At 64.3% G+C, this 21,078-nt stretch carries 19 protein-coding genes; 5 read left to right on the top strand and 14 right to left on the bottom strand.

The annotated features are described in order from the left end of the window. Nucleotide 1 precedes the first annotated feature (1 nt). From mdcE to mdcA, 5 genes are read right to left on the bottom strand one after another with little or no spacing between them, the layout of a single operon-like run. Entirely contained in the window at nt 2-793 is a 792-nt protein-coding gene (gene mdcE, locus ACLEJU_RS20005) for a biotin-independent malonate decarboxylase subunit gamma (RefSeq protein WP_435423708.1), read from the bottom strand. Next, nucleotides 790-1,638, bottom strand: a complete 849-nt coding sequence (locus ACLEJU_RS20010) for a biotin-independent malonate decarboxylase subunit beta (protein WP_435423709.1) — start codon at nt 1,636-1,638, stop codon at nt 790-792. Before ACLEJU_RS20010 ends, mdcE begins: the two co-directional genes overlap by 4 nt. Beyond that, nucleotides 1,631-1,930 carry a malonate decarboxylase subunit delta gene (locus ACLEJU_RS20015; protein ID WP_435423710.1) on the bottom strand — a complete coding sequence of 100 codons (300 nt, stop codon included), beginning with the start codon at nt 1,928-1,930 and terminating at the stop codon, nt 1,631-1,633. Before ACLEJU_RS20015 ends, ACLEJU_RS20010 begins: the two co-directional genes overlap by 8 nt. A 1-nt stretch (nt 1,931) precedes the next feature. Further along, the gene (locus ACLEJU_RS20020) at nt 1,932-2,816 is read right to left on the bottom strand and encodes a triphosphoribosyl-dephospho-CoA synthase (protein WP_435423711.1); all 885 of its coding nucleotides are present in this window, start codon (nt 2,814-2,816) and stop codon (nt 1,932-1,934) included. After that, nucleotides 2,817-4,478 carry a malonate decarboxylase subunit alpha gene (gene mdcA, locus ACLEJU_RS20025; protein WP_435423712.1) on the bottom strand — a complete coding sequence of 554 codons (1,662 nt, stop codon included), beginning with the start codon at nt 4,476-4,478 and terminating at the stop codon, nt 2,817-2,819. A 341-nt stretch (nt 4,479-4,819) separates the two neighbouring features. Here mdcA and ACLEJU_RS20030 point away from each other — a divergent pair, with 341 nt between their 5' ends. Continuing rightward, the gene (locus ACLEJU_RS20030; RefSeq protein ID WP_435423713.1) at nt 4,820-5,890 is read left to right on the top strand and encodes an enoyl-CoA hydratase/isomerase family protein; all 1,071 of its coding nucleotides are present in this window, start codon (nt 4,820-4,822) and stop codon (nt 5,888-5,890) included. Between the two features lie 16 nt (nt 5,891-5,906). Then, on the top strand, nt 5,907-7,058 hold the full coding sequence (locus ACLEJU_RS20035; RefSeq protein WP_435423714.1) for an acyl-CoA dehydrogenase family protein: 1,152 nt from the start codon (nt 5,907-5,909) through the stop codon (nt 7,056-7,058). An 11-nt stretch (nt 7,059-7,069) separates the two neighbouring features. On the opposite strand, the gene ACLEJU_RS20040 is transcribed toward ACLEJU_RS20035, so the two are convergent. The 5 genes from ACLEJU_RS20040 to ACLEJU_RS20060 all read right to left on the bottom strand — a co-directional run bounded on the left by ACLEJU_RS20040 (nt 7,070) and on the right by ACLEJU_RS20060 (nt 12,842). Beyond that, complete coding sequence (locus ACLEJU_RS20040; RefSeq protein WP_435423715.1) at nt 7,070-8,059, bottom strand: AraC family transcriptional regulator; 990 nt, start codon at nt 8,057-8,059, stop codon at nt 7,070-7,072. 378 nt (nt 8,060-8,437) lie between these two features. Further along, nucleotides 8,438-9,493, bottom strand: coding sequence for a GlxA family transcriptional regulator (locus ACLEJU_RS20045; RefSeq protein ID WP_435425509.1), 1,056 nt, complete (start codon nt 9,491-9,493; stop codon nt 8,438-8,440). Between the two features lie 117 nt (nt 9,494-9,610). After that, nucleotides 9,611-10,639, bottom strand: a complete 1,029-nt coding sequence (gene proX, locus ACLEJU_RS20050) for a glycine betaine/L-proline ABC transporter substrate-binding protein ProX (protein ID WP_435425510.1) — start codon at nt 10,637-10,639, stop codon at nt 9,611-9,613. Between the two features lie 65 nt (nt 10,640-10,704). Then, the gene (proW, locus tag ACLEJU_RS20055) at nt 10,705-11,658 is read right to left on the bottom strand and encodes a glycine betaine/L-proline ABC transporter permease ProW (protein ID WP_435425511.1); all 954 of its coding nucleotides are present in this window, start codon (nt 11,656-11,658) and stop codon (nt 10,705-10,707) included. A gap of 23 nt (nt 11,659-11,681) precedes the next feature. Next, on the bottom strand, nt 11,682-12,842 hold the full coding sequence (locus ACLEJU_RS20060; protein WP_110639811.1) for a quaternary amine ABC transporter ATP-binding protein: 1,161 nt from the start codon (nt 12,840-12,842) through the stop codon (nt 11,682-11,684). Nucleotides 12,843-13,203: 361 nt separating this feature from the next. Here ACLEJU_RS20060 and ACLEJU_RS20065 point away from each other — a divergent pair, with 361 nt between their 5' ends. Next, on the top strand, nt 13,204-14,187 hold the full coding sequence (locus ACLEJU_RS20065; RefSeq protein ID WP_435425512.1) for a LysR substrate-binding domain-containing protein: 984 nt from the start codon (nt 13,204-13,206) through the stop codon (nt 14,185-14,187). Between the two features lie 86 nt (nt 14,188-14,273). Next, on the top strand, nt 14,274-15,158 hold the full coding sequence (locus tag ACLEJU_RS20070) for an alpha/beta hydrolase (RefSeq protein ID WP_435425513.1): 885 nt from the start codon (nt 14,274-14,276) through the stop codon (nt 15,156-15,158). A 2-nt stretch (nt 15,159-15,160) separates the two neighbouring features. On the opposite strand, the gene ACLEJU_RS20075 is transcribed toward ACLEJU_RS20070, so the two are convergent. Both ACLEJU_RS20075 and hisN read right to left on the bottom strand, forming a co-directional pair. Continuing rightward, nucleotides 15,161-15,892, bottom strand: coding sequence for a hypothetical protein (locus tag ACLEJU_RS20075; RefSeq protein WP_435425514.1), 732 nt, complete (start codon nt 15,890-15,892; stop codon nt 15,161-15,163). A gap of 224 nt (nt 15,893-16,116) precedes the next feature. After that, nucleotides 16,117-16,908: a histidinol-phosphatase gene (gene hisN, locus ACLEJU_RS20080; protein WP_435425515.1), complete on the bottom strand. Its 792-nt coding sequence runs from the start codon at nt 16,906-16,908 to the stop codon at nt 16,117-16,119. Between the two features lie 219 nt (nt 16,909-17,127). On the opposite strand from hisN, the gene ACLEJU_RS20085 reads away from it, so the two are divergent. Then, complete coding sequence (locus ACLEJU_RS20085) at nt 17,128-17,766, top strand: helix-turn-helix transcriptional regulator (protein WP_435425516.1); 639 nt, start codon at nt 17,128-17,130, stop codon at nt 17,764-17,766. A 110-nt stretch (nt 17,767-17,876) separates the two neighbouring features. Here ACLEJU_RS20085 and ACLEJU_RS20090 read toward each other — a convergent pair whose 3' ends face one another. Both ACLEJU_RS20090 and macA read right to left on the bottom strand, forming a co-directional pair. Further along, nucleotides 17,877-19,880 carry a MacB family efflux pump subunit gene (locus tag ACLEJU_RS20090; protein WP_435425344.1) on the bottom strand — a complete coding sequence of 668 codons (2,004 nt, stop codon included), beginning with the start codon at nt 19,878-19,880 and terminating at the stop codon, nt 17,877-17,879. 2 nt (nt 19,881-19,882) lie between these two features. Continuing rightward, nucleotides 19,883-21,040 (bottom strand): macrolide transporter subunit MacA, encoded by a 1,158-nt coding sequence (gene macA, locus ACLEJU_RS20095; protein WP_099814051.1) that lies wholly within the window; start codon nt 21,038-21,040, stop codon nt 19,883-19,885. Between the last annotated feature and the right edge of the window lie 38 nt (nt 21,041-21,078).

The raw sequence follows: 21,078 nt of genomic DNA on the forward strand, positions 1-21,078 counted from the left end.
CTCAGGCCTCCTGCCACTGGCTGCGCAGGCGGGCACGCACGTCGCGGGAGGCGCTGCGGTGTTCACCGTCCAGGCGTGACTTGAGGTCAGTCGAATGGCCGATATCTCGCACAGCCTCGGCCAGGCAGGCGCGTACCTGGGCAATGTCGGTGACACTCGGCGTATCGGCGCTCTCGACCTGCAAACGTCGCCAGAGCAAACCCAGCGAGGCGTAACTGGCGAGGTCATAGGCCATCGGTGGCACCTCGGCGGCCAACGCCTCCAGTTGTTCAACGCTGCGCAGGGTGATCCGCGCGGCGGCCGCCTTGCCCATGGCATGCACCATCACCCCGCTGTCATCCAGGGCGATCAGCCTCTGCGCCTGGTAACCATGGGCCAGGAAGGCGCCGGACATGGCCTTGCCGACCAGCAGGCCAATCACCGGGTGCCCCGCCAGGCGCGCCTGGGCGTAAGCCTGCACGGCGGCGGCCAGTGCCTGGTGAATGCCCAGGGCTTCCTCGCGACGGCCATAGGCCTGGCTCGGAACATCGATGACCGCGACGATGGCCCGTTTCTCGCCTTCGCGGTCCAGTTCGACCGCCTCGCTCACCGCCTTGGCAAGGCCCCAGCCTTCGAGCAGGCCGACTTCACCGGCACGCGCCCGTGGGAACGGGTTTTGCGCGTCGGGTACCACGGCAATGAAGCGCGCCAGGCGGTTGTCCAGTTCGCCATCGATCACCCGCAGAGACGCGGGATAGCCCGACAGCGCTTCGCCACCGGCCAGGCCCGGCAGCCAGTTCAGGGCACGGTTCATGGGGCATCTCCTTGATAGAGGGCGCGCACGGCAGCGGCGTCCAGTTGCGGGCAGTCGGTGCCCAGGCTGGCCAGGCGCTCCAGGTACCAGGCGTGGCGGCTGGCGCGGTTGGCCGATGGCGTGTCCAGCAGTTGCAGCAAGTGCTGGCGGATGCTGTCGACGTCGTCCGCCACATAGGCGTCCACCAGCGCACTGGCGTGACGCTGTTCGCCTCCGGTCAGGCTCCAGATGAACGGGCGGTCCTTGGCGTCGTACTCGGCGATACCGGCCTCCTGCTCGATCACTTGCGGACCGTTGAGGCCCAGGCGGGCTTCGCGGGTGACCAACAGGTGGCTGCACAGGCCGGCCGCGATGGACATGCCACCGAAGCAACCGACCGAGCCTGCGATCAGGCCGATCACCGGTTGATGGGTGCGCAGCTCGACGATTGCCGCCTGGATCTCGGCAATCGCCGCCAGGCCGAGGTTGGCCTCTTGCAGGCGCACGCCACCGGTCTCCAGCAACAGCACGGCGCAAGTGGGAATGCCGTTGCGGTTGTCCTCGATGGCCAGCTCCAAGGCGCCAGCGATCTTGGCACCGCCGACCTCGCCCATGCTGCCGCCCTGGAACGCGCCTTCGATGGCGGCGATTACCGTATTGCGGCCATTGAGCAGGCCCTTGGCGATGACCACGCCGTCGTCGGCCTGGGGCACGATGCCCTGACGTGGCAGCCATGGCGACATCAGGCGGTCGAACGGGCCGAGCAGTTCACGGAAACTGCCAGCATCGAGCAAGGCGCGGGCGCGCTGGCGGGCGCCCAGTTCAACGAAGCTGCGGCTTTGCAGCAAACGGGCGATGTCAGTCATGGGCAATCTCCTCGAAACCTTGCTCCAGGCGCAGGCGCACCACGCCGGGAGTGGCGCCGAAGTCGTGGATGTCGATCTTCACGGCAGGCAGCCTGCGGCCATCGAACAGGCGCTGGAACAGCTGATGCCAGCGTGCACTGCTGCCGTTGACCGAGGTGACCACCTGGATCTCCAGGCACCCGGCGCTGCCAGGCTCGATCAGCACTTCCAGGTCGCCGGAACTGACGCAGCCGACCAAGGTGCGGCCACGGCCCGTCTCGGCGGCGGGGAATTGAAAGTTCAGGGTTTCCATTTCACAGGCTCCCGGCTTTGTCGAGGAACAGGCAGGCGGCCAACAGATCGGCGGCGCCACCCGGTGAGGCATTCAGTTGCAGCAGTTGTGCGTCCAGCAGGCGCAGCTGACGGCGGCCATCGAGGCTGGCACAGCCACCCGCTTCCAGCACCGCACGAGCGCCAGCCTGGAGGGTTTGCAGGCCTTGTGGGCCGGCGCGCCAGAGCACGCAGGTGTCGCTGAGCGCGGCCATGATCGCCAGCAAGGCATCCAGCCGGGCGTGGCTTTCGCTGGCACCGCTGGCGCGGCTGCGGCGCAGTTGAGGCAGGCCGTGTTCGAGCACGGCCGGGAAACCTTGCTGGGCCTGTTCGCGGGCACCGCTGGCGCCGTAGCGGTGGCGCACCTGGGTACCGTGACTTTCCTGAACAGGGGCTGCCGGGTCGTCGATCAGGGCGATGCGGCCGGCACGGGCGGCAACTGTCAGGGGATCGGCCTTGGCATCGAGCGCTTGCGCGGCCACCAGCAGGCCCAGGGCCCAGATCGCGCCACGATGCGTGTTGATGCCGCCCGTGGTGGCCAGCATGGCTTGTTCGCCTTCGCGCCCAATGCGGCCCAGTTCGGCGCGCAACGGCCGGCCGATCTCGCCATGGGCCTGCGCGGCTTCGGCCATCTGCCGCAGGCAAGGCCACAGGGCCAGCGCCGAGGCGTGCATCAGGGCCAGGCTCATGTCGGTGTGGGCGCCGCTGCTGCGGCGGTCGACCAGGCCGGGTTTGGGGGACAGGTCGGCTTCGTCGATCAGGGCCTCGGTGGCCAGATCGGCCAAGCGCTCAGACAGGGAAAGCTGAGCTTGCTGGGCTGGCCTCTTCGCGGCTGAAGCCGCTCCTACAGGGATCGCGTATGCGGTCATTTACCAGCTCCTGAACCGTGCAGGTGGGTTGTAGAGGCCGCCGGACCACTCCACCAGGTCGGCGATGCTGCGCGCGGCGAGCAGCTCGCGGCTGGCGTCGGTGCGGCGGATGCCGAGGTCTTCGGGCAAGGCGATCAAGCCTTGCTGGCGCAAACGCAAGGTGTCCTTGGGGTCGTGGCGCAGGCCGATGGCAGTGACCCCGGCCACGGCGGCGATCATCTGCTGGCGCTCCTCGAGGCTGCGCGCCTTGTACAGGTAGGCGATGCCTTCTTCGGTCAGCAGGTGGGTGACGTCGTCGCCGTAGATCATCACCGGTGCCAGGGGCATGCCGGCTTTCTTCGCCACCTCCACCGCGTCGAGGGTTTCGACAAAGGTGGGTTTGCCCCCTTCCTGGTAGGTCTCGACCATCTGCACCACCAGCTTGCGGCCACGTTCAAGCATCGTCTCGGGCACGGTCATGTCGAGCCAGGCCGGGGTCGCATGGCGCCGGCCGCGGGGGTCGTGGCCCATGTTCGGCGCCCCACCGAAGCCCGCCAAGCGGCCACGGGTGACGGTCGAGGAATGGCCGTCGCCATCGACCTGCAAGGTGGCGCCGATGAACAGGTCGACTGCGTACTGCCCGGCCAGCTGGCACATCATGCGATTGGAACGCAGCGAGCCATCGCGGCCAGTGAAGAACACATCCGGGCGCTGGGCGATGTAGTCCTCCATGCCCAGCTCGGTGCCAAAGCAGTGCACGCTCTCGACCCAGCCGGTCTCAATGGCCGGGATCAGGGTCGGGTGCGGGTTGAGCGTCCAGTTGCGGCAGATCTTGCCTTTGAGGCCCAGCGACTCACCGTAGGTGGGCAGGATCAGCTCGATGGCGGCGGTGTTGAAGCCGATGCCGTGGTTCAGCGACTGCACCTGGTGTTTCTCGTAGATGCCACGAATCGCCATCATCGCCATCAGCACGTGCACCGGCTTGATATGGCGTGGGTCGCGGGTGAACAGCGGTTCGATGTAGAACGGCTGGTCGGCGACTACCACGAAGTCGACCCAGGACGCTGGAATGTCCACCCGTGGCAGGTCGTCGACGCGGTCCACCAGCTGGTTGACCTGGGCGATCACCAGGCCGTCGCTGAAGGCGGCAGGCTCGACCAGCGCCGGGGTGTCTTCGGTGCTGGGGCCGGTGTACAGGTTGCCGTCGCGATCGGCCATGAAGCCGGCGACCAGCGTGACATTGGGGATCAGGTCGACCAGCAGCCGCGAGTACAACTCGATGTAGGTGTGGATGGCACCGACTTCCAGCAGGCCATCTTCGAGCAGTTGGCCGATACGCAGGCTCTGCGGGCCGGCGAAGGAGAAATCGAGCTTGCGGGCGATACCGCGCTCGAACAGGTCCAAGTGCTCGGCGCGACTGACGCTGGGCATGATCATGTGCAGATCGTGCAGGCGTTCAGGGTCGGCCTTGGCCAGCGAGCGCGAAAGGAAGTCGGCCTGCTTCTGGTTGTTACCTTCGAGCACCACCCGGTCGCCAGGGGCGATCAGCAGTTCGAGGGCTTCGATGATCCGCTCGGTGGGCAGCACCACACCGTCGGCCAGGTGACGGACGCGGTCCAGGCGGCGCTGCTTCTCGGCGCGTCGCCTGGACCATTGCGGCGGTGGATTCTTCGTTATGGTCATTGGGTGACTCCACGGGTTCGCTGTCGTGGGGGCACAGTAGGGCGAGCAGGATTAGGGGATCAATCAAGCAGGAGGGTTGATCGTTACGGTCAGGGTAATGAATGGGGTTGAAGGTGTATGGCGATGGTCATGCATCGGTTTTGAGATCGAGCGCCGCGCGGGCGGCGCTCGATCTCACAGGCGCTGCAGCGCCCAAGCCAGGAACAACTCAAGGCATAAACGCACGATCCCCCTGCAGATTTGTCCATTGCGTAAGATAAATTCGCATGCCAGGATCCAGCGATCCTCCAGCGCACTCCAGACTTCACTTGGAAAATCAATAACAAAGCAAGGAGAACGCGATGACCGCGCACGCTCATACCTCGGCAACGGCTCATGTACTGGCCGAGGTCCGCAACCAGATTGGCCACCTCACCCTCAACCGCCCTGCCGGCCTCAATGCCCTGACCCTGGACATGGTGCGCAGCCTGCGCCAGCACTTCGACCAATGGGCCGAAGACCCGCAGGTGCAGGCCGTGGTACTTCGCGGCGAAGGCCCCAAAGGCTTCTGTGCAGGCGGCGACATCCGCTCGTTGCACGACAGCTACAAGGCCGGCGAAACCCTGCACGAGGACTTCTTCGTCGAGGAATACGCCCTGGACCTGGCCATCCACCGCTACCGCAAGCCGGTGCTGGTGCTGATGGACGGCTTTACCCTTGGTGGCGGCATGGGCCTGGCCCAGGGCTGTGACCTGCGCATCGTCACCGAACGCAGCCGCCTGGGCATGCCCGAGGTTGGCATCGGTTACTTCCCGGACGTCGGCGGCAGCTACTTCCTCTCGCGCATCCCGGGCGAACTGGGCACCTACCTGGGCGTCAGCGGCGCCCAGATCCAGGCCGCCGACGCCCTGTACTGCGGGCTGGCCGACTGGTACCTGGCCAGCGACAAGCTTGCCGCACTGGATGAAGGCCTGGATACGCTTCGTTTCGGCGACCACCCGCTCAAGGACCTGCAGAACCTGCTGGCCAGGCTTGGCAGCCAGGTGCTGGACGATGCGCCGCTGGAAAAGCTGCGCCCGGTCATCGACCACTTCTTCGCCCAGCCCGACCTGGCGGCGATCATCGAGCAACTGCGCGCCGTGCGCATCGGCGACAGCCACCCATGGGCGTTGGCGACAGCCGAACAGCTGGAAAGCCGCTCACCGCTGGCCATGGCGGTTACCCTGGAGATGCTGCGCCGCGGTCGCCACCTGGCGCTGGAAGACTGCTTCGCCATGGAGCTGCACATCGACCGCCAGTGGTTCCAGTACGGCGACATCATCGAGGGCGTGCGCGCCCTGGTCATCGACAAGGACAAGCAGCCGCGCTGGAACCCGCCGACCCTGGCTGGGCTGTCGCGCCAGCGGGTCGACCAATTCTTCGAAGGCCTGTGAGCCCGGGAGTACACAGATGCAAGACCTGGAACTGAGCGAAGAACAGATCATGATCCGCGACATGGCCCGGGATTTCGCCCGTGGCGAGATCGCCCCCCATGCCCAGGCCTGGGAAAAGGCCGGCTGGATCGACGATGGCGTGGTGCGCAAGATGGGCGAGCTGGGCCTGCTCGGTATGGTCGTGCCCGAAGAGTTCGGCGGCAGCTACACCGACTACGTGGCCTACGCCCTGGCGGTCGAGGAAATCGCCGCCGGCTGCGGCGCCACCGGCGCGATGATGAGCATCCATAACTCGGTTGGCTGCGGCCCCCTGCTCGCTTACGGCACGCCCGAGCAACAACAGGCCTGGTTGCCGCGCCTGGCCACTGGCGAGGTGATCGGCTGCTTCTGCCTGACCGAGCCACAGGCAGGCTCTGAAGCGCACAACCTGCGCACCCGCGCCGAGCTGGTCAATGGCGAATGGGTCATCAATGGGTCCAAACAGTTCGTCAGCAACGCCCGCCGTGCCGGGCTGGCCATCGTCTTCGCCGTCACCGATCCGGAGCTGGGCAAGAAGGGCCTGTCGGCCTTCCTGGTGCCCACCGACAACCCGGGCTTCAAGGTTGACCGCAGCGAACACAAGATGGGCATCCGCGCCTCCGACACTTGCGCGGTGACCTTCGACAACTGCCGCATTCCGGCGGCCAACATCCTCGGCGAGCGTGGCAAGGGCCTGGCCATCGCCCTGTCCAACCTCGAAGGCGGCCGCATCGGCATTGCCGCCCAGGCCCTGGGCATCGCCCGTGCGGCGTTCGAGGCGGCGCTGGTGTACTCGCGTGACCGCATCCAGTTCGGCAAGCCGATCAACGAGCACCAGAGCATCGCCAACCTGCTGGCCGACATGCAGGTGCAGGTGAATGCTGCGCGGTTGCTGATCCTGCACGCCGCGCGGCTGCGCACGGCAGGCAAGCCATGCCTGTCGGAGGCTTCGCAGGCCAAGCTGTTCGCCTCGGAAATGGCCGAGCGGGTGTGCTCGATGGCGATCCAGGTGCACGGCGGGTATGGCTATCTGGAGGACTACCCGGTCGAGCGCTACTACCGCGATGCGCGTATTACCCAGATCTACGAGGGGTCGAGCGAGATCCAGCGCATGCTGATCGCACGAGAGCTCAAGCATTATAGCGTGTAACTCTGGGGGCGCTACGCGCCCCTTTCGCGACACAAGGCCGCTCCTACAGGGCGCTGCCTGAAGGTTTCTGAAGGCAGCTCGCCAAACCGCTGGCGATACACTTCGGAGAACCGCCCGAGGTGCAGGAAGCCGTAATCCATGGCCAGCTCGGTCACGCTGCGCACCGCGCAGCTGCCATCGCTCAGGCACGCATGCACCCGCTCAAGCTTGCGCTGGCGCACGTACTGCTTGGGCGTGGTGCCCAGCTGGCGATCGAACAGCGCATACAGCGAACGCAGGCTCATGCAAGCCTGCTCCGCCAGTGCCTCTGCGGTCAGCTCCAGCTTGAGGTTGCGCTCGATGTAATCGAGGATCCGCTCCAGGCTCGCACCGGGCGTGCCCAAACTTTCGCGGCGGATGTTGGTGCTCATCAGGGTCATCAGTTTGCTGGCAACGATCTGGCTGTAGTGCCCCTGCACCCGCGGCAACGAATCACTGACCTCGGCTTCGTGGCAGACCATGGCCAGCAGGTTGACGAAGCCATCGAGCTCCTCTAGCCGGTAGTGGTTGCGCAGGAAGCGCACGCCACCGTCCGGCCGTTGCCAGCGCTGCTCGTCGCAGATGGTGTCGAGCAGGCGGGTCGGCACCTTGAGGATGAATTTCTCGCAGTCTTCGGAATAGGTCAGGTCGACCGGGTCATCCGGGTTGATCAGCAGCAGTTCGCCCGGCACCAGGTGGTGCTCGCGCTGGTGCCCGCGCCACAGGCAGTTGCCGTTGAGCAGCACTTGCAGGTGGTAGATGGTTTCCAGCGCCGGCGAAGTAACCCGTACGCTGCCGCCGTAGCTGATGCGGCACAGGTCGAGTTCGGCGAGCTTGCGGTGGCTCAGGCTGGCCTGTGGGTGTGTGGTACGCGACAGGCCGATGCAGTGCTGGCCGACGTGCTGGTTGACGTAGTCGGACACCGCATAGGGGTCGGCGTGATGGAACACGCTACTGCGCTCGCTCAGCAGGCGGCTTTCCATAGGCTAGGCACTCGGCATCGTTATTGTTCTGGGCGCCGCTTCCTACTGGCCCTGAGCCCGTGGTTGCGGTCGTTTACGGTCATTCTATCGGGCCAGGGTCAAGGTTCCGGGGGCAGCTGACCACTGGCGCGTAAGCGACACACTAAGCAAAAAGGCGGGGGTTGGGCAATGAGATGTTCGGATTGGGCGGGCGAATAGCGGACAGAGAACTGGTGGATGACGGGCGATAATCGAACAGGTTTGGGAATTTGTGTTGCCTGTACTGGCCTCTTCGCGGGCACGCCCGCTCCCACAGGGACCGCGCAAGCCTGAAGCTGACGCTATTCCTGTGGGAGCGGGCATGCCCGCGAAGAGGCCAGTACAGGCAACATCACAACATCAGTGAACCGCGACTTCCTGCCGGCCTGCCCAACCCTGGCTACGTGCGCGGAACTGCCTTGGGGCAATAGCGAACAACTCGCGAAAGCGCCGGTAGAAATGCGGAAAACTCACAAACCCGCTGGCCACTGCTACCTCGGTCAGCGACTTGCTGGTGTGCTGCAGCAACTGCCGCGCGTGAGTCAGGCGCAGCTCCAGGTAATAGCGCGGCGGCGTGGCCTGTACATGGCGGCGGAACAGGCGCTCCAGGTGGCGACGCGACAAGCCCGCATGCTCGGCAATTTCATCAATACCGATTGGATCTTCAATATTCGCGTGCATCAGCTCCAGTGCCAGTCTTACCCCACGCGGCAGGCTAGGGTCGACTTCCGGCGCAGTTGAAGGCACGTCGCTCAACATCCGCGAACGGTCACAGGCGAGCATCTGCTCCACCGCCCGGCGCAGGCCCTCGCCGCCCTTGAACTCGAGCATGGCCAGCATCATGTCCAGCGCACTGCTGGCCCCGGCGCAGCTCATCCGCCGGCTGTCGAGCATGTGTGCCTGGCGGCTGACGCGGACCTTGGGGAACAACTCGCTCATCATCGCCCGGCCATCCGGGTGGAAAGCGCAGTCATGGTCGTTGAGCAGCCCGGCTTCCGCCAAGAAGTAGGCGCCATTCCACAACCCGCCGAGCTGGCAACCCAGGTGGTCGGCCTGGCGCAACTTGCTTCGCAGCAGCGCCGATGCTTCCAGGCGTACGCGGAATCCTCCGCAAACCAGCAGACAGTCGAGCCCCTGCACATCCAGCTCGGCAAGCGCGGTGTTTACTGGCAGCGCGATGCCAAGGTCACTCATCACCTGCGCGCCCTCGCCCACCACCTGGATGTCGAACAGCGGCGTGGCGCTCATCAGGTTGGCGGTGACCAGGCTGTCCATGGCGGCGGTAAAGGCCATCATCGAGAAGTGCTCGCGCAGGACGAAGGCCACGCGGCGGCATGGCAGGCCCAAAGTGGTGCGGCCGGCGGGGTCGAGGTGGGCCAGGTTGGCGTTCTTGAGGATGCTTTCGAAATGGCTCATGGCGGTGACTCAACGGCGGAAAATCTAGGTGACCCCATCGCGGGACAAGCCCGCTCCTACACGATTTTTGTAGGAGCGGGCTCGTCCCGCGATGGGGTCAACATTGATGGAACAGGATTACTTGCTGGCCTGGGTAGCCGCAGCGCGGGAGGCCTGTAGCCACTGGTCGAACTGCTGACGGTGCGCTTCGACCCACTCCTTGGCATGGCGGGTGATGTCGGCTGGCTTCTTCTCGCCCTTCTGCATCTTCAGGTTCTGGTTGCTCTCGTCATCGGTGCTGATCTGCACCAGCGACAGGAACTTCTCTGCGGCCGGGTTCTTCTTGGCAAAGTCTTTGTTCAGCACCGCCACCACCTTGTCGATGGCAAAGCCGAGGTTCTTGCCGTGGTACATGGTATCGACGTCATTGTTGCCGTCTGGCAGGTCGGTTTTCGGCACTTCCAGCCAGACCACGTCCTTGCCCTCGACCAGCACGCTGGCGATCCACTGCGGCACCCAGGTGAAGTACAGGATCGGCTTGCCTTCCTTGTAGCGGGTGATGGTGTCGGCCATCAGCGCGAAGTACGAACCCTGGTTGACGGTGACGGTCTTGCCCAGGTCGTAGGCCTTCATGTGGTGGGCGATCACCAGCTCGCAGCCCCAGCCCGGGTTGCAGCCGGTCATGTCGGCCTTGCCGTCGCCGTCGGTGTCGAACAGCTTGGCGATCTCGGGTTTCTTCAGGTCGGTGATGTACTTGATGTTGTATTGGTCGGCGGTCTTCTTGTCGATCAGGTAGCCTTGGGCGACGCCCGGCAGAATGTTGCCGGTCTTGACCATCACATCATCACCGCCGGCCTGCTGGTAGAACTTGTCGTGGAGCTTTTCCCACAGGTGCACGGTGAAGTCGGCGTCGCCGTTGGCCAACGCCACCATCATCACGCCGTACTCGGTCTCCTTCGGCTCCTGCACGTTGTAGCCCAGTTCGCGCAGGCCCTCCATGGCGACCTCGCCACGGAAGCGTTCTTCGGCGATGGAGGGGAAGATCGGGGTGACCTTGACCCCTTCTCCCGGCTTTTCGGCCGAGGCATGGGCGCACAGCGCGGCGGTTACCAGAGTCAGCGCCGTGGCGCATTTGAGGATGCTGCGGGAGAACTTGGATTCGTGCATCGTCGCTTACCTTCTTCTGATTTTTATCTTCAAGTGCGGCAGATCGAATGTATCCAGGGAAAAGCTCAGGCGGTCTTGCGCCGCCCTTGCGGTTGCGCCGCGCCGCACAGGCGCAGTACCACGCCCACTGGCCCGGTGTGGTACCAGCGCAGGCTCGGGTCGGCACTGGTGCGCGCGCCCATGGCCTGGGTCAGGCGGTCGAGGAAGATCGCCAGCAGCACCAGGCCGACGCCGCCGACGGTGGCCAGGCCCATGTCCAGGCGGCCGATGCCGCGCAGCACCATCTGGCCCAGGCCGCCCACCGAGATCATCGAGGCGATCACCACCATCGACAGCGACAGCATCAGGGTCTGGTTGAGGCCGGCCATGATGGTTGAGGTGGCCAGCGGCAGCTGCACGCGGGTCAGCATCTGCCGCGGGGTGCAGCCGAAGGCACGGGCGGCTTCGATCTTGTCTTCCGGGACCTGGCGGATGCCGAGGTTGGTCAGGCGCACCAGCGGCGGCAGCGCAAATACGATGGTCACCAGTACACCTGGTACGTTACCGATGCCGAACAGCATCACCACCGGCACCAGGTAAACGAACGCCGGCAGGGTCTGCATGGCGTCGAGCAAGGGCCGGATGATGCTTTCCAGGCGGTTGCTGCGGGCGCAGACGATGCCCAGCGGGATGCCGATCACCGCGCAGAAGAACACCGAGGTCAGCACCAGCGCCAGGGTGGTCATCGACTCGGCCCACACGCCAATAAGGCCGAGCAGAGTCAAGGTGACGAAGCACAGCAGCGCCATGCGCTTGCCCGCCAGCTGCCAACCGAGCAGCGACGAGAGGATGATGCCGATGGTTGGCGGGATGCTCTGCAAGGTGAATTCGATGCCGTTGAGCACCTGGTCGATCGGCCAGCGAATGGCGCGGAACACCTCGCGGAAGTTGTGCACGAGGAAGTTGAGGGTTGCGGTGACCCAGTCACCCAGGGGGATGGTGGCCGCCTGGAACGGATCGAGAAGGCTGAATTCGGACATGAGGGCTTACCTCTTTCTTGTACTTAGTGACGGCTCAGGGTCTGCAGCAGCTCGTTTTTCGACACGGTGCCCTTGAAGGCCCCCTGGCGGTCGAGCACCGGCACCGGATACGGCAGGTCGGCCGCAATGCCCAGTACCTCGTGCAGTGGCGTATCGGTGTACACCGGCTGCTGCTCGTGCAGGCTGTAGCGTTCACTGGCGCTGGCGCCGTTGGCATCGGTGTCGACCACGCCGAGCAATTGCCCGCGATCATCGACCAGATAGCCGAATGGCACACCGGCCTGGAAGCTCGGCGCCTTGCCATTGACCTTGCACACCACGGCCGGGTCGAACTTGGCCAGGTCTCCGGCCTTGAGCACCCGCGAGCTGTCGAAGCTCTTGAAGAAGGTACGCACGTAATCGTTCGCCGGCTGGTTGATCAGCTCTTGCGGGGTGCCGATCTGCACCACCCGCCCGCCTTCCATGATCGCGATGCGATGGCCGATGCGGATGGCTTCTTCGATGTCGTGGGAAATGAAGATGATGGTGCGCTGCTGCTCGGCCTGCAGGCGCATCAGCTCGCCCTGCATCTCGCTGCGGATCAGCGGGTCGAGGGCGGAAAATGCCTCGTCCATCAGCAGGATCGTCGGGTCGTTGGCCAGCGCCCGGGCCAGGCCCACGCGCTGCTGCATGCCGCCGGAGAGCTGGTGCGGGTAGCTGTGCTCGTGGCCGGCCAGGCCCACCTGGCTCAGCGCTTCCCGGGCACGGCTGTGGCGCTCGGCTTCGGGCACACCTGCGATTTCAAGGCCAAAGGCGGTGTTTTCCAGCACGCTCATGTGCGGCATCAGGGCGAAGGACTGGAACACCATGCCCATTTCCTTGCGGCGCACGTCGAGCAGGGCTTTGTCGGAGAGCCCGGTGATTTCCTTGCCGTTGAGGTGGATGCTGCCGGAGGTGGGTTCGATCAGGCGGTTGAACAGCCGCACCATGGTCGACTTGCCCGAACCGGACAGGCCCATGATGACGAAGATCTCGCCACGCTTGACGGAAAAGCTTGCATCGAACACGCCGACGACGTGGCCGGTCTTGCTGAAGATTTCGTTCTTGTCGGCACCCTTGCGGAGCATCTCCATGGCCATGTCGGGGTTGGGCCCGAAAACCTTGAAGATGTTTTTTACCGAAAGAATCTCATCGGCATGGCTCATACGACCCTCTTTATTATGCTTATTAACCAATCTTTGAACATCGCACTTTCAATAAGGCGGGTAGAGATCAGTGCGAGTACGCTTGGCAGTCCGTTCAAATTCGAACGTGAGTCAAAACCGGCACGCAGAATGTCCTGCTTCAAAATTATTCGACATCGCTGTCGCGAATGCCGCGCCGTGTGGGTTTTACGTTAGGCCCTGATCCAGAGCTGGTCCAACGACATTTGTATCGCCCAAACCATTACCTGAAGTTATCAATCGGCCTGCGAGCACGGTGCTAGACCGCTGCTGCATTTACCCACGGCCCCTTTACACGCTAGAGTGATTCACTTGGCTAGACGAAGGACCGCCCTCCACCACCATGGTCAGACACTCCGAACCCGATCAGACGCTGATCAAGATGCCGTCGTTGCGCGCCGTGAAAGTCTTCGTCGCCGCCGCCAAGTACCAGAACTTCACCCGTGCCGCCGAGGCCCTGTGCGTCACCCAGGCCGCCGTCAGCCGGCAGATCCGCGAGCTGGAAACGTACCTGGGCGCCGAGTTGTTCACCCGGGTGGGCCGGGCGGTGGAGCTGACCGTGGCCGGTTCGATCTTCTTTGATGCGGTGCAGTTGTCGTTCGTCAACATCTCCCAGGCCGCCGAGCGCATCCGCAGCAACACCAACACCCGGCATGTGGTCACCCTGTGCTGCTCGCCAGCGTTTGCCGCGTTATGGATGGGGCCGCGCATGCCCAGGTTCCTCGACGAACACCCGGACATCGACATCAACCTGGTGACCACGCAGAACTTCCTGTCGATGGAGCCCGGGGTGCGCCCGGACATCTACATTACCAAGCTGGGCAAGGTGCAGGCGGGCTACAGTTCGCACCCGCTCAACCATGACGTGATCTACCCGGTGTGCACGCCACAGTACCTGGCCACGCACCCCGAGCTGCGCACGCTGGAGGGCCTGCGCGACGGCACGCTGCTCAACCTCACCCCCTATGGCCGCTCGCAAGTGGCGGAGCATGTCGACTGGAATGTCTGGCTGGCGCTGCATGATGTCGACCTGAAGAGCCGCGCCAGCACGGCGCCGCACTTTTTCAATGCCAACGACTACAACCTGCTGGTGCAACTGGCGCTGAACAATCAAGGCGTGGCGCTGGGTTGGCATCACCTGATCGCCCCGCTGGTGGCCCAGGGCCTGCTGGTGCGGCCGGTGGAACAGGAACTGGTGCTCAAGGACACCTTCCATTTCCTGGCCTTCAACGAGGAAAAGGAGCACGACTCCAGTTGCCGGCGTTTGCGCGAATGGTTGCTGCAGGAGTTTCAGCCGTTGCTGGAGCAGCTGCGTAACGCGCGATAGCGTCCAGAAACAGCCTGCAAACAAGCAGGCCCACCGCTCGGTAACTTTTCCGACATCAACCCCCGCGCATCTGTTAAAAACCCGCCATGTCTACCCTCTTCCTCACTCACCTGCGCCGCCGCTGGCTCACCTGGTTGTGCGTCACGCTGATGGTCATCGGCCTGCCCGCTGGCTGCGCGATGCTGCAGCACAAGGAGCGCGAGCTGCTGTTTCGCATCGAGCCCGGCCAGGCCAGCTGGTTCCACGGCCTGCCCAACGACGTGCAGGAACTGGACCTGCGCCCACGCAGCTTCACCGACAACCAGAGCCTGCATGCCTGGTGGTGGCCGGCCAAACGCGCCGGTGCACCGGCCATCCTCTACCTGCATGGCGTGCGCTGGAACCTCACCGGCCAGCTGTTCCGCATCGAGCAGCTGCATGCGATGGGCTATTCGGTGCTGGCCGTGGACTACCGCGGTTTCGGCCAGAGCCGCGGCGGCCTGCCTTCCGAAGCCACGGTCTACGAGGATGCGCGCATTGCCTGGGAGCGCTTCGCGCAGTTGCAGCCTGACCCCGGCAAGCGCCTGATCTTCGGCCATTCGCTCGGCGGCGCCGTGGCTGTCGAACTGGCCGCCGAGCTGGCCGGCCAGGCGCGGAAGGATGGCAGTGCCGCACCGGCGCGTGGCTTGATCCTGGAGTCGACCTTCACATCGCTGGGCGATGCGGCAGCGGCTGTTGCCAATACCTCACTGCCGGTGCGCTGGTTGATGTCGCAGAAGTTCGATTCGCTCGACAAGATCAAGGATGTCGGCCTGCCTGTGCTGCTGGTGCATGGGCTGGATGATCAATTCGTGCCGCCGCGCTTCAGCCAGGCGCTGTTCGATGCCGCGCAACAGCCCAAGACCCTGCTGTTGATACCGGGGGCAACCCACAACAACAGCATGAGCCTTGCGGGGCAACGTTACAGACGAGCCATTCAGGCATTGCTTTGAAGTCACTGCACCGGCAGAAAGTTCATCAACAATAAGCTCTGCGCATAATTCAGCCCGATCCGCCGATAGCGCTCATCCAGTAACTCCGCCAGCAAGTCCAGCCGCGCCACGATCTTGCCGAACTCCACGGCGAAACTCAGGTTGCTGCCCTCCTCCGAAATCTCGTTGGAGAACAGCAACAGCACCCCGTTGGAATCCTGCCGCTGGCTGAGCATCCACGTTGCCTTTTCGATATTGCGCGCCGCGTTGTTGACGAACAGGGGGTCGATGGTATCGGTCATGTAGAACTCGGTGCGCCCGCCGTGCGCGGTGATCAGCATGCTGCCGATGGCGTAGATGAAGGCGCCGACCCGGTCGCCGCGGAACTCCGGGCTCAGGGCATAACTCAGGGCGGCAAGGTCGCGGCGGTTGCCCAGCTGCGGCAAAGGCTGGCGCTGTTCGATGGCGATGCGGATCTGCCGCTCGGCCGTGGCGGCGTCCAGGTAGCCGGACATTTTCCACTGGTTGGGGTTGCGCAGGTACAGCTTGTTCATCAGCAAGTACAAGCTCTGTAGGTTGTCGCGCATGGCCAGCGTGGCCATGCGGTCGACGCTGGTCTGGAACAACTCGCTGGGCTTGCCGTTGCCAAACTGGCTGACGATGTCGTGGCCTTGCTGCTGACTGCAGCCGGCCAGGGCCATGAGGGTGCCCGCAAGCAGCAGGCTAGAGAGGATTCGGGAATTGCTTGCAACCATCGGCACCGGTTCGGAATCGGCGGCCGCGCTGGGGGTCGGCGCGGCCTGGCCAAACATAGAGCCCGGAAATCAGAAAAAGTGCGGTGATTGCAGATTTTGGACGCCTGTACTGGCCTCTTCGCGGGTAAACCCGCTCCCACAGGGACTGCACAGTATTCAGACGCTGTGGTGTACCTGTGGGAGCGGGTTTACCCGCGAAGAGGCCGGTACAGGCAACCCATCAATCACATGGCGTGGCGCAACATCTCCACAACCTGTGCATGCAGCGCTGGGTCGCCACAGGCCACCACACAGCCGCCATTCTGCGCACTGCTGCCATCCCACGCAGTAATCACCCCGCCCGCCCCTTCGATGATCGGCATCAGCGCCTGCACGTCATACGGCTGCAGGCTGGCCTCGACGATCACATCGACGAAGCCCGAAGCCAGCATGCAGTAGGCATAGCAATCACCACCGTAACGCATCAGCCGCGCCTTGCCAGCCACAGCCTCGAACGCCGCCTTGCGCTGGGCGGTGTCGAACATGTCAGGCGTGGTACACATCAGCGTGGCCGAAGCCAGGTCGGTGCAGGCACGCGTTTTCAACGGTGTGCCGCTGCGCCAGGCGCCTGCCGGGGTACCGACAAAGCGTTCGCCAGTGAACGGCTGGTTCATCACGCCGACTACCGGGCGGGTACCGTCGTTCAGGGCGATCAACGTGCCCCACAGCGGCAGGCCGGTGATGAACGCACGGGTGCCGTCGATCGGGTCGAGCACCCAGGTCAGCGGGCTGCTGCCTACCGCCACGCCGGCTTCCTCACCGAGAATGCCGTGCTCCGGGTAGCGCGCCTGGATCAGCTCGCGCATGGCATCCTCGGCCGCCTTGTCTGCCACGGTCACCGGGTCATACAGGCGCCCGCCCTTGTCCTCAACCTCCAGGCTGGCGCGAAAGTACGGCTTGATCGCCAGCGCAGCGGCATCGGCCAGCTGCTCGGCGAAGGCTTGGAATTCGCCGATCTGTTCAGCGCTCAGGGACATGGGGCAGGCCTCGTGGAAAATGTCGGGGCTGCATCATACCCGACAACCCGCGCGCCAGTAGACGCCTGCGAACAAGCGCCATTATTCTGCCATTATTGCCGCTTCATTTAACGGTCACTCAATCGTTGTACTAGGATAGCAAGCAGCTCCCGCGGCAGGCCGAGGATGCTGGCCGACAGCCAGGCGGGATCCGCACCACCGGACCTCATGGATGACACGATGAATTCGCACTTGCTCTACCCACAGATCGGCAAAGTCATTGCCAGCACCGGCAGCCGTCAGTTCCCGCGCATGCTGCACGACCTGATCCAGGCCCACCTGACCATCGATGCCATGCAGATTCGCCAGGTGCCGGTGGCAGCGCTCGAGCCTCAGGCGCCAGATGCGCTGGTCATTGAAACGGTGTTTTCCTCGGAGCACCCCCCTGAAGGTGACTTCAACGATCCGGCGCGCCTGCACTCGATCCGCCGCCAGGGTGACCCGCGCTATGAGATCCAGGTGCTGCGCGCCGCTGCCAAGTTCTCGGCAACCGAACGCAGCAGCCTCGACGCGATCTCCCCTTTGCTGTTGCCAATGCTCGACAAACATATCAGGGCCCTGCAACCGAACCCCGTGCGCAGCTCGCCGGAAAGCCTCGAGGCGCGTTTTCTGGAGCGAATCGCCCATAGCGGGTTGAAGCTGTCGGCGCGAGAGTGCCAGGTGTGCCTGGGGTTGCTGGCCGGGCACACGGCGCCGGAACAGGCCGAGCGGCTGAAGCTGAAGGTCAATACCGTGGAGAGCTACCTGCGCCGGGCGGCGATCAAGCTGGGGATCAGCGGGCGGCATTCGTTGATGCGTTGGATGTATGCCAAGGCCTGAATCTTTTTAGCCTGTGCCGGCCCTTTCGCGGGGCAAGCCCGCTCCTACAGGTTTACCGCAGCCTCTGTAGGAACGGGCTTGCCCCGCGAAAGGGCCGGCACAGGCTAACCTCAATCCCTGGCCAACGCCTCGATCGGATCAAGCCGCGCCGCGTTCCTTGCGGGCACGAACCCGAACACCACGCCGATCAAGGTCGAGCAGGCAAAGGCCATGACGATCGACGCCGGCGAGAACACCATCTCCCACTGTTTCACGAACAGCTCGAACAGATAGCCGATCCCATACGACAGCCCGATCCCCACCACTCCGCCAAACAGGCAGACCATCACCGCCTCCACCAGAAACTGCTGGCGAATGTCCGACTGCCGCGCCCCCACCGCCATGCGGATGCCGATCTCGCGGGTGCGCTCGGTCACCGACACCAGCATGATGTTCATCACCCCGATACCGCCCACCACCAGCGAAATCACCGCAATCAGCGACAGCAGCAGGGTCAGCGAGCGGCTGGTCTTCTGCACCGTCTGCATGATGCTGTCGAGGTTGTTGGTGAAGAAGTCCTTGGTGCCGTGGCGCTGCAACATGACCTTGGTCACCTCCTCTTCCACCCGCTTGCTCGGCACGCCGTCCTTGATACGCACGCTGATACTGTCCAGGTGACGCTGGCCGAGCACGCGTCCGGCTGCGGTTTCGTAGGGTACCCAGATGTTCAGCTGGTTGCTGGCGACGAACAGGTTCTTGTTCTCGGCCGTGACACCGATCACCGTGCAAGGCAGGTTGCCGACCAGGATCACCTGCCCCAACGGGTCGACATTGCTGCCGAACAGGCGCTTGCGGGTATTGTGATCGATCACCACCACCTGGGCCTGGCGCCGGGCGTCGTCGGCGCTGAACACGATGCCCGCGGCCAACGGAATGTTGCGCACCTGGAAATAGTGCTCGCTGACCCCGTTGAGTTGCACGTCGACATCCAGGTTGCGGTAGCGCACCAGGGTGCTCTGGCCGATCACCGGGGTGGCGCTGTCCACGTAATACAGCGCATTCAGCGCCGCCACGTCGGCCGGTAGCAGGGTCTCGATGGTCTTGGCCCTGCTGTCGCCGAAGTTGCTGCCCGAATAGATGTCGATGGTGTTGCTGCCGATTGCCTGGATGTCCTTGAGCACGTAGCCCTTGGCACCTTCGCCGATGGCCGAGATGGACACCACCGAGGTGATGCCGATGACGATCCCGAGCATAGTCAGCAAGGTGCGCATGCGGTGCGAGACCAGTGCGATCCAGGCCATCTTGAACGCCTCGCGAAACATCCCCAGGCTGGCCACCAGGCGCCGAGTGGCGTGCGCCTTCGGCGCAGGCTCCGCAACCAGTGCGGGCAAGGCCTCGCGGGCGTTGCTGCGGTCGCTGATGATCTGCCCGTCGCTGACCTCGATGATCCGTTCGGCGTGGGCGGCAACCTTGGGGTCATGGGTGACCAGAATCACCGTGTGCCCGGCGCCATGCAGTTCCAGCAGGATGTTCATCACCTCCTTGCCACTGGCAGTGTCCAGGGCGCCGGTCGGTTCGTCGGCGAGGATCACTTGGCCACCGTTCATCAGCGCCCGGCAGATACTCACCCGCTGTTGCTGGCCACCGGAGAGCTGGCTGGGGCGGTGCTCGAGGTGGCCGGCCAGGCCCAGACGTGTCAGCAGCTCGCGCGCCCGCTGGTGGCGCTGGCCCTGGGGCAAGCCGGCATAAACGGCCGGGATCTCGACGTTGTGCAGGGCATCCAGGTGCGGCAGCAGGTGGTAGCGCTGGAAGATGAAACCGAAGTGGTCGCGGCGCAGTGCGGCCAGTGCATCGTCGTCCAGTTCGCGGGTTTCCTGGCCGCCGACCTGGTAGCTGCCGCTGCTGGCGTTATCCAGGCAACCGAGGATGTTCATCAGGGTCGACTTGCCCGAGCCGGATGCGCCGATGATCGCCACCAGCTCGCCGCTGCGGATCTGCAGGTCGATGCCCTTGAGCGCGTGGAACTCGCGGTCGCCGGCAAGAAAGCTGCGGGTCACCCCCTGCAGGCACAGCAAGGGCTCGCCCTGGCCGCTGGCGACTGCCAGGTGCGGGGTCAGCTCGACAGTCATGTTCATGCTCAAGCCCCTGCTTCGCCGGATACTGGCTCGCCGATCACCACCCGGTCACCTTCGGCCAGGCCGTCCTTGATCTGCACCTTGACGTTGTTGTTGATGCCGGTCTGCACATTACGCACCTGGGCAAAACCCTTGGCATCGAGCACCCGTACCGGGAAGCTGCCATCGCCATTGCGCAGGCCCAGCGCCGCCACCGGCATGGTCAGCACGCCCTCGGCGGTGTCCAGAACGATGTGCACCTGGGCGGTCATCGAGATGCGCAGACGGTGGTCGGGGTTGGGCACTTCGAACAGGGCGTTGTAAAACACCGCGCCCTTGGGTTTGGTGCTGCTGCCGTCGCTCTTGTCGGTGCTTTGCGCGTAGTTCTGCGGCGCGGGCTCGGTGCCGCGCAGCTTGGCGTAGTAGCGCTTGTCCTCGCCGAGGATGGTGAAGTACACCTCCTGGCCGGGGGTGATGTGGATCACGTCGGCTTCGGAGACCTGCGCCTTGACCGTCATGGTGTCGAGGTCGGCGAGCTTGAGCAGCACCGGCGCCAGCTGGTTGGCAATCACGGTCTGCCCTTCCTGGGTGACTATGCCCACCACATGGCCGGTGATCGGTGCGTTAATGCGGGTATAGCCAAGGTTGACCTTGGCCGTGTCGATCTCCACCCGGGCGCTCTGGATCTGCGCGTCCAGCGAACGCACCGAGGCCTGTTTCACCTCGTAATCCGATTCGGCGTTTTCGAAGTCCTGGCGCGACACCGACTCATCGGACTGTAGCTCACGGTAGCGCTCGTACACACGCTTGGCCTGGCGCAGCTGGGCTTGGGTCGAACGTTTTTCGGCTTGCAGTTTTTCCTCGTCGACCTCGGCCTGGCGCAAGGTATTGCGCAACACCAGCGGGTCGATCTCGGCCAGCCACTGGCCCTGGCTGACCTTGTCGCCGAGCTTGACCTTGAGCGATTTGAGCTGCCCGGAGACCTGGGCACCGACGTCCACCTGCTTGATGCCCTCGAGCATGCCGGTGGCGAGCACCGCGTTCTCGATGTCGCCCTTCTCCACCGTGGCAACGATGTACTGCGGCGGCTTGGCCGGGGCCTGGATGGCATACAGGCTGATGCCGGCGACCAGGGCCACGGCGGCGCCGAGGCTGAACTTGCGGAATCTGGACTTATCCATGAACACTCACTTCCAATGAATTCTCATCAAGCCAATGG

The organism is Pseudomonas sp. SMN11 (assembly GCF_052041945.1).
Lineage (GTDB): Bacteria > Pseudomonadota > Gammaproteobacteria > Pseudomonadales > Pseudomonadaceae > Aquipseudomonas.